Annotated in this window: 7 protein-coding genes and 1 pseudogene; 6 read left to right on the top strand and 2 right to left on the bottom strand. The window is 74.1% G+C overall.

Annotated elements, in window-relative coordinates; all coding sequences use genetic code 11:
- Window positions 1-2,653: pseudogene (locus tag AB8Z36_RS25715) on the top strand (LuxR C-terminal-related transcriptional regulator); the annotation flags it as partial.
- Window positions 2,654-2,668: 15 nt separating this feature from the next.
- On the opposite strand, the gene AB8Z36_RS25720 reads toward AB8Z36_RS25715, so the two are convergent.
- A complete protein-coding gene (locus tag AB8Z36_RS25720) occupies window positions 2,669-3,262 on the bottom strand; it encodes a TetR/AcrR family transcriptional regulator (protein ID WP_369215755.1) in 594 nt (197 codons plus the stop codon).
- Between the two features lie 143 nt (window positions 3,263-3,405).
- On the opposite strand from AB8Z36_RS25720, the gene AB8Z36_RS25725 reads away from it, so the two are divergent.
- The 5 genes from AB8Z36_RS25725 to AB8Z36_RS25745 all read left to right on the top strand — a co-directional run bounded on the left by AB8Z36_RS25725 (window position 3,406) and on the right by AB8Z36_RS25745 (window position 6,627).
- Window positions 3,406-4,188: an SDR family NAD(P)-dependent oxidoreductase gene (locus AB8Z36_RS25725; RefSeq protein ID WP_369215756.1), complete on the top strand. Its 783-nt coding sequence runs from the start codon at window positions 3,406-3,408 to the stop codon at window positions 4,186-4,188.
- Between the two features lie 86 nt (window positions 4,189-4,274).
- On the top strand, window positions 4,275-4,484 hold the full coding sequence (locus AB8Z36_RS25730) for a hypothetical protein (protein ID WP_369215757.1): 210 nt from the start codon (window positions 4,275-4,277) through the stop codon (window positions 4,482-4,484).
- 75 nt (window positions 4,485-4,559) lie between these two features.
- Entirely contained in the window at window positions 4,560-5,069 is a 510-nt protein-coding gene (locus AB8Z36_RS25735) for a hypothetical protein (protein ID WP_369215758.1), read from the top strand.
- 275 nt (window positions 5,070-5,344) lie between these two features.
- Window positions 5,345-6,184: an MEDS domain-containing protein gene (locus AB8Z36_RS25740; RefSeq protein ID WP_369215759.1), complete on the top strand. Its 840-nt coding sequence runs from the start codon at window positions 5,345-5,347 to the stop codon at window positions 6,182-6,184.
- Entirely contained in the window at window positions 6,184-6,627 is a 444-nt protein-coding gene (locus AB8Z36_RS25745) for an ATP-binding protein (protein ID WP_369215760.1), read from the top strand. The genes AB8Z36_RS25740 and AB8Z36_RS25745 overlap by 1 nt, the downstream gene beginning before the upstream one ends.
- 26 nt (window positions 6,628-6,653) lie before the next feature.
- Here the strand turns inward: AB8Z36_RS25745 and AB8Z36_RS25750 are convergent, their stop codons facing one another.
- Window positions 6,654-7,334 carry a hypothetical protein gene (locus AB8Z36_RS25750; RefSeq protein ID WP_369215761.1) on the bottom strand — a complete coding sequence of 227 codons (681 nt, stop codon included), beginning with the start codon at window positions 7,332-7,334 and terminating at the stop codon, window positions 6,654-6,656.
- Window positions 7,335-7,513: the final 179 nt, after the last annotated feature.

The raw sequence follows: 7,513 nt of genomic DNA on the forward strand, positions 1-7,513 counted from the left end.
CTSCSCGKRSCSGCCCGGCGCCCCCGGTGAGCCGCTGSCGSCGGTCACCGKCGTCGTCGGTCTTCTCGTACCCGAGCTGGCCGACCGGCTGCCCGAGCCGCCGCCGGGCGCCGCCGATCCAAAGGTGCGGGACGGACTGTTCCCCCGGGCCGTCGCGGCGCTGCTCGCCTCGCTCGGGGACGCCGTACTCGTCGTCGAGGACGTCCACCGTGCCGACCCCGCCACCCTCGCCCTGCTGCACCACCTGCTCGGCGCGATGCCGCCCCGCCTGCGGCTGATCGTCACCGAGAGCGCCGCGCCGGGGCTCCCGGTCTTCGGGGTCCGCCTGCCGGTGGGCACCCGCGTCGCCGAGATCGGCGTACGGCCGTGGACGTACGAGGAGACCGAGGAGTACGTCCGGCGGTGGCTGCTCGTCCACGGGCTCCAACGGGTGGACGAACTGCACGATCTGGTCGTCCTGGCGCAGGAGTTGACCGGCGGTCTGCCCGGAGCCGCCGAAGCCCTGCTGCGGGCCGCCGAGGAGCACCGGGGCAGCGCCACGGAGGCCGACGGCGGTGGCCGCGAGGTGGCGGACTCCGTGCTCGCCGCCGTACGGGAGGCCGGCGTACCGGCACGCGTCCGGCGCGACTTCGCCCTGCGGCAGACGGGTCTGGGCGAGGAGGCCCTGCGCGTCGCCGACGCCGCGGCCGTACTCGACCGTGCGGTCCCCGTGGCCGTACTCGCCGAGGTGGCCGACGTCGCGCCCGCGCGCGCGGAGGCGGCCGTGGACGCGTGCGTACGCCGGGCCGTGCTGCGCGCCGAGGGCCCGTACCTCGTGTTCCGCAACGCGCTCGACCGCCGCGCCGCCCTGGAGCGGATACCCGGACCGCGCCTGGCCGGACTGAGTTTGCGCGCCGCCCGCGCCCTGCACCGGGGCGGCGGACCGCTCCCGCTGACCGTCCTCGCCCGGCTGTACGCGGCGGCCGGGCGGGTCAGGGAGAGCCTGCGCTGCCTCGTCGCGGCGGCCGACCGCGCGGCCACGACCGGCGACTACGCCACCGCCACCAGCCTCTACACCAGGGTCATCGCCGAGGACCCGCGCCCCGACGGCCGCATCCGCACCGCCGCGAAGCTGGCCCGCACCGCCCAACTGGCCCGCGCGGGCACCGACGTGGTCGCCGCCGTTCGGCGTGTCCTCGACGAGGACGCCCCGCCGCCCCGGCTGCGCGGCGAGATCCGGCTGCACCTGAGCGTCGTGCTGCGCAACCAGAGCGGAGGGGCCCTCGACAGCCTGAACGAGGTCGCCCGCGCCATCCCGGACCTGGAGGTCTCCGACCCCCAGACCGCCGCACGCGCCATGGCGGTGGCCGCCATCCCCTCCATCAAGGGCTGGTCCATCGACCGCCACCTGCACTGGCTCGACCGCGTCGAGACGCTCACCGGCCAGGTCACCGACCCGGTGGCGCGCGCCGCCATCGCCGCCAACCGCGCCACCGCCCTGATGCTGCTCGGCGACCCCCGCGCCTGGACCGCCGCCGACGCGCTGCGCGGCCCGGCCGCCAGTGCCATGGAAGCCGCACACCACACCCGGGGCTGGACCAACCTGGCGCACGCCGCCACCGCCCTCGGCTACGACGACCGGGGCCGCGCGTTCCTGAAGCGGGCCGCCCACGGCCTCGCCGACACCAGCAGCCCGTACCTGGAAGGGCTCACGCGGACCGCCCAGTTGGTGCTCGCCTGGCACGAGGGCCGCTGGGAGGGGCTGCACGCACGCGCCGACCACACCACCCGGCTCTATCAGGAGATCCCCGACCTGACCGCGGAGGCCATGCTGGTCCGCGGGCTCACCGCGCTGCACGTGCTCGGCGACGTGCCCCGGGCCCGCCGCGACCTCGCGGAGGCCGCCCGCATCACCCGCTACGACACGGGCGTCATCCTCACCGCGTCGGCCGCCGCCACCGCCCGCGTCCACCTGGAGGCCGGACGCCCCGGCCAGGCGTGCGAGGCGGTCGAGGAGACCCTGCACCGCGTCGAGCGGACCGGCGGCTGGGTGTGGGCCGGAGAGCTGGCACCCACCGCGGTGGAGGCCCTGCACGGCAGCGGGCAGACCGCGCGGGCCCAGCGGCTCGTCGCCGACTTCGCCGCGGGGACCGAGCACCGCGACGCGCCCGCCTCCCACGCCGCCCTGACCGTGTGCCGGGCCCTGCTCGCCGAGGCCGACGACCGGCCGGAGGCGGCCGTGGACCTGCTGGCCGACGCGGAGGACCGGTGGCGCGCGCTCGGCCGTCCCTTCGACGCCGCGCGGGCGGCGGAGAGCCGCGGGCGCTGTCTGCTCGACCTGCGCGGCGAGGCGGCGGCCGATGTCATCCAGGACGTGATCGAGTCCTACCGCGACCTCGGCGCACGCTGGGACGTGGCCCGCTGCCAGCGTCTGCTGCGCCGCCACGCCATCGTCACCACCCACCGCAGGGGCCGCCTCGGCTACGGCGACCAGCTCTCCCCGCGCGAGCAGGAGGTGGCCCGCCTGGTCGTCCAGGGCCGCGCCAACCGCGACATCGCCGAGAGCCTGGTCCTCTCCACCCGGACCGTCGAGCACCATGTGGCCCGCATCATGCGGAAGTTGAACGTCACGTCGAGGACTGACATCGCCCTGGTGGGGCGCGGGGACGCCTGACGGCGGCTCAGCGGTTCAACGCGGGCGGCCGTTCCCGCCCAGGCCGTGCAGGAGGGTGGTGACCACGCGGGTGGCCAGCGCGTCGACGGCGGCGTCGGTGGCCGGTGCCTGGCCCGCCGCCTCATGGATGAGGGCGTAGTACACGCGCCGCGCCCAGTCCAGGTCGGTGTCGGGCCGCAGCAGACCGGCGTCCCGTGCGCGGACGAAGAGCCGCTCGCACGCGTCGAGCACCTCCGCGTGCAGGCGCGCCACCTCGGGGTCCGCCTCGGTGGCGGTGGCGTCCATCGCGAAGCGCCAGCTCACCTTGACGCGCAGCACATTGACCGTGACCTGGTGGAGCGCCACGGCGGGCGGCGCGGTGTCCGGGCGGGCGGCTTCGACGGCTTCGTGAAAGCGCTGGGTCGCCCAGGCGGCGAGCGCGGTGATCAGCGCGTCGCGTGAGGCGAAGCGCCGGTGCACGGTGGTGCGCGCGACCCCGGCGGCCTCGGCGATCTGCTCCACGGTCGCGGCCGGGTTCGCCGACAGCACGCGCTCGGCGGCCTCAAGGATCGCGCGCACCGTCCGCTCGGTATCGGCGCGCATCGGTTTGGTGACGGCGGCTTTCGCCATGGGGCGCGGCTCCTTCCGGCCGGGGAGGTGCAGGGGCATGCAGAGCGTACTCGCTTGTAGCGGGTCTGATGCTACTTGCGTCACGAGTGACGCATGTCGTACGTTCAATGCGTCGCAACTGATGCAACTCACGGAGGTCCGCCATGGACATGCACCTGAACGGCAGAACCGCCCTCGTCACGGGCGCCAGTCGCGGGATCGGGCTGAGCGTCGTGCGCGCCCTGGCCGCCGAGGGCGTGCGCGTCGTCGCCGCCGCTCGCAGGCCCACGCCCGAACTGAGCGCGGCGGGTGCGGTGCCGGTGGCGGTGGACCTGGCCGATCCCGACGGTGCCGACCGCCTCGTCCGGGAGGCCGCGGCCGAGCTGGGCGGGATCGACATCCTGGTCAACAACGTGGGGGGCGGGGACGGCGGTCTGACGGGCGGCTTCCTCGGCACGACCGACGCGCAGTGGGCCGAGGTGGTCGACCTCAACTTCTTCGCGGCGGTCCGGGTCACCCGCGCGGCCCTGCCCGCCCTGCTGACCAGCCGCGGTTCCATCGTCAACGTGTCGTCGACGGGCGCCCGCGTCCCGCACAGCGGCCCGATCGCCTATACGACGGCCAAGGCCGCGCTGACCGCGTTCGGCAAGGCGCTGGCCGACGAGTTCGGACCGCGCGGCGTCCGTGTGAACACCGTCTCGCCGGGGCCGGTCCGCACGGCGATGTGGGAGAGCGAGACCGGCTACGGAGCGGAACTCGCCGCGTCCCTGGGGATCTCCCGCGGTGACCTGGTGGCCGGGCTGCCCGCCGCGATGGGCATGCTCGTCGACCGGCTCATCGAACCGGACGAGGTCGCTTCCCTCGTCACCTACCTCGCCTCGCCGCTGGCCGCCGCCACGACCGGAGCGGACCACCTCATCGACGGCGGAGCGGTCAAAACGGCGTAGCCCTCCCCGCCTGGGCGCAGAACGCCGGTCCCTACGTGACGATGTCGGTCTGTGATCGTTTGCACCACATGAACCCCATGAATCCCATGAAGCGTGCCCTCGTCGCCGTCTCGCTCGCCGCCGCGCCCATGGCGGTCGCCGCACCCGCCCTCGCCACCGAGGCCAACCCGCCGCTCGGCAGCACCGTCGGACAGGGCATCGACCAGTCCAACCACATCCTGGTCGGCAAGGAGAACGGCGTCGCCCAGCAGCTGGCCAACTCCGCGGTCGAGGTGGTGCGCAGCGCCCTGAACTGACCGCGCGCCCCTGTGCCGGAAGCGGTCACGCGCACTCGGCTGTTTCGAACAAGTAGACGCGGTCAGACGGAGGGCATGAGTGAATCCAGAAAGAACGTGAGCACCAACGAAGGCAACGCCTCGACACGAGGCAAGGCACAGAAGGACAAGGCCGAACAGGCTGCGTCGGGAGCGGCCAAGTCCGCGGGCGGCGCGGCCCGTTCCGGGGCCACCTCCGCCTCCGGCTCGGCGTCGAAGACCGCGTCCACGGCGGCGTCCAAGGCGACCTCCGAAGCTGCGGATCAGGCGGGTGCGGCGGCGCGCGGCGTGCGGTCCACGGTCGCCGATGCGGCGCAGGGCACGGCGGCCCTCGGCGCCACGCTGAGCGAGAAGGCCAAGGCGGGCGGCGAAGTGCTGTCCACCGTACCGGGCAAGGCACTTCAGGCCGCCTCCACGACCTGGACGGTGCTCAAGAACCGCAAGGCCATCGCGGTCGGAGTGGGGAGTGGCGCCGTCGCCATGCTGGCGGGCGCCTACGCGCTGGGCGGTGCCCAAGTGCGCCGCGGTCACGGGCCGCTGACCCGGGCCACCGGCGGCGTCCTCTGACACCTCCGCGGGCGGTGGCCGGGTGCGGCCGCCGCCCCGCCGCCGTCGGAACATGAAGGCGCTCCGCGACCCGAACGGTCGTCTTCGCTCCCCGGGCGAAAGCTGAGGCGCTACGACCGTCCAAGGACGGACACGCAGGTGTCACAACTACGGCATGGGCCGGTTCGGCCCGCGCGGACCACTAGCCTGGCAGCCTGTTTTCGTCGTTGTGGAGCCCGCCATGGATGAGGTGAGTGATGCCTGCCGTCGGCCCGGCATCTGTCGGTACGATCCCGGTGCAGCAACTCCGGTCCGGTGACCACGCCTTCATCAGCTACGACGGTGACGAAGCGGGCCGGGACGTCGTGTCCGCCTTCGCGTGGGCGGGACTCGCCGGGCACGAGAAAGTGATGGTGTTCGCCGCCCCGGGCCTGAGCGAGGACGAGGTGTGGCGCCGCCTCGACGCACCGGGCGCCCTGCTGGGAGCGGCCCGAGAGCGCGGCCAACTGGTGGTCAGCAGCATGCGCGCACTCATCCACCCCCACAGCGTGTTCACTCCCCAGCGGCAGTGGCGGCGCATCGCCGAGGAGACCGAGCGCGCGCTGACCGAGGGCTACCGCGGTCTGCGCACCTACATCGACATGCACTGGGTGGGGGACCTGGACGCCGAAGTGGAAGTGATGAAGTGGCGCGAGGCACACGCGCACCACCTCTTCACCGACCGGCCCTACACCGAGATCTGCGCCTACGACAGCCGCTGGTTCACCCCCGAGGTCATGACGGCCATGCACGAGGCCCACCCCTGCCGACTGCTTCCCCGCCTCGGCGCCCTGCACGTGGAACACACGCCGGGCACGGTGAGGGTGGCGGGGGAGGCCGACCTGGCCACCCGGCAGGAGTTCATCGGCGCCCTGCACGAGGCGCTGCGACGCGTCGGCGACGGCGACGAGCTGACCGTGGACCTGTCCGGCCTCATATTCCTCAGTGCCGCGTGCGCCGTGGACCTGCTGCGGCTGCTGGTCGTCGACCGGCGCTGCGACATCCGGGTGCGCTGCGGTCCCGTGCCCGCCCGACTGCTCAGGCAAGCCGGAGCCGACGAGGTGCCCCAGCTCCGGCTCAGCGAAGTGGAGCGCTGATGACGACGTCCGGGCCCCGTGAGGAACCCGCTGTCACCCTGCTGGAATCCCGCTTCACCCAGGACGACCTGCCCCGGCTGCGGCTGCTCGTCGAGCAGTACGCGAACCGCGAAGGGCTGCCCGAGCCGCGCCTGGGCGAGTTCGTGGTGGCGATGGACGCCGTGGCGGTCAACGCGGTCGAGGAGCCGGACGGCGCCGGAAGGCTCGTACTGCAACGGAGCGACGGCCACCTGATCTGCCGGATCATGGACCCAGCCCTGGATCCTGGGCCAGTCCCGGTCCCGGTCCCGGTCCCGGTCCGGGTCCGGGTCCCGGACCTGGACCTCGACCCGGCCGGACCGAATCTGTGGCTCGTCGACCGGCTCACCGACGGCCTCACCGTCGAATCGGGCCCCTCCGGAACCGTGGTGACCCTGGCCGTGCGCCTGCCGTACTCCGGGTGAGCCCAGGCGCCGCCCCGCCGCCGGGACTACGAGCGGCCGTCGTCGTCGAACGGCTTGCCGGTCGCACGCAGTGAGGCGGCCGCGGCGCGCGCCTTCCCGGCCCGGCGCCGGTACGCGGCGGCCCGCTCGGTGTGATCCTGTTCCGTGCCGTCGAGCGCCAGGGCGTCCAGTGTGTGGGCTAGCGCCTCGGCCGCGTCGACGGCCTGCTTCCGCAGTTGATCCGCCTGGTTCCTCAGGACGTCCGCCGGGAGCGGCTCGTCGTAAGCCTGCCGGACGGCCGATGCCGCCGTCTGCCGGTCGATGCCTTCCTGTTCCCGTGAGTCGGCCGCGTCCGCGCGGCGCAACGCCGCCTCGCCCCTGGTCAGCCGCGCCTGGCTCGCCGCGAGCAGCCCCTGGACGCGGTCGATCTGCTCGTACGAGCGCCGCCGCAGGCTGGGAGTGCTCTGCCCCGCCGCGCGGATCCGTTCGTCGACCTGCTTCTCCCAGGCGGCGAGCCGCTCCTGCCGCGCGTCGGCCTCCTCTTCCCGTGCGTCGGCCGCCCGTTCCCGCGCGTCGGCGACGAACTCGCGGTGAGCGGCGGTGTTGTCGCGGTCGTCCGCGCCGCGGTCCCGTTCGTCGGCGGCGGCGTCGCGTGCTTCGGCACTGCGCCTTCGCTCGTCGTCGGCGGCGCTCCGCGCCTCGGCGAGCCGTCTGCGTTCCTCCGTCACCCGCTTGCGCTCGTTCCGCCGCCGTGTGCCGACGGCCGGTGCCCGCCCGCTCGTCAACCGTGACGTCCGATCGGCACCCTCGCCGCACCCTGACCCCAAAAGGTGCCATTTCCACCGCGACGACGGGCCCGCGGCAGAAGAACGTAAGCCCTCCCGGCGAGGGACCGCATGCATCGACG

The sequence above is a fragment of the Streptomyces flavofungini genome (assembly GCF_041028215.1).
GTDB classification, from domain to species: Bacteria; Actinomycetota; Actinomycetes; order Streptomycetales; family Streptomycetaceae; genus Streptomyces; species Streptomyces flavofungini_B.